We start from the raw sequence: 964 nt of genomic DNA, 5'->3' as shown, positions 1-964 counted from the left end.
TTGGGGTGGTATGAATACTGGCTGGTATAAGGAAAACCAAACTTGGTATCACTTAGCGAATTGGGGCGGTATGAATACTGGCTGGTTACAGCAAGGTACAACTTGGTATCACTTAGCAAATTGGGGTGGTATGAATACGAGCTGGTTTAAGTCAGGAAATTATTGGTATTATGCTAATAATTCAGGCGCAATGCAAAGGGGCTGGATTAATAACAATGGTACTTGGTATCATACTGATGGTACAGGTGCCATGCAAACCGGCTGGATTCAAGACAATGGAAATTGGTATTATTTGACCAATTCAGGTGCTATGCAAAAGGGTACGATTCAGGTCGGAGGTCAAGTGTGGGCCGCTGACAGTACAGGTGCTATGCATTTGAGTGTATCTGGGGCACAAATTGTTACTTTAACAAAACAACAATTAGGGAAACCTTATGTTTTAGGTGCGGCTGGTCCCAATGCATTTGACTGTTCTGGCCTAGTCCAGTATGTTTATAAACAATTGGGAATTAATTTACCTCGTACTACCTACCAACAAGAGTATTGTGGTATTCCAGTGAGCCTAAACAACCTGCAACTGGGCGATTTATTATTTTGGGGTAGTCAAGGTAGTTCTTACCATGTTGCCATTTATACAGGTAATGGAAACGTTATTATGGCACCACAACCATCAGAGACGGTTAAAGAGCAGCCAATGTCTTGGTGGATGCCACAGTTTGCACGTAGAATTTTGTAAATTAAACTATTCTGGGTAGGCAAAGAAGTTCGTCTGAACTTAATAATAGAGGTTCAAGTAGAATGTTTTTTACCTACTTTGAATAAGTATCAATGAGGCTAATTATGGAGATCAATTTATTTATGAATTGATCTTTTTTTGTATCAAAATTTAATTGGCTCTCTGTCAAATCCTGTTGATAGCCAATTTTACAGCGTTAGAAGTTAGGCAACTTCTAATGCTGTTTTT

The 964-nt window shown here is 39.2% G+C and carries 1 protein-coding gene; it reads left to right on the top strand.

Annotation, left to right across the window (positions count from 1 at the left end; all coding sequences use genetic code 11):
- Positions 1–736, top strand: a 736-nt coding sequence (locus EKM98_RS11880) for a C40 family peptidase (protein WP_225418588.1), incomplete at its 5' end; no start/stop codon positions are given.
- Positions 737–964 lie beyond the last annotated feature (228 nt).

This window comes from Loigolactobacillus iwatensis (genome assembly GCF_003950295.1).
GTDB lineage: Bacteria > Bacillota > Bacilli > Lactobacillales > Lactobacillaceae > Loigolactobacillus > Loigolactobacillus iwatensis.
The sequence above is the reverse complement of the archived record's forward strand: the minus strand, read 5'-3'. Positions and strand labels throughout refer to the sequence as shown.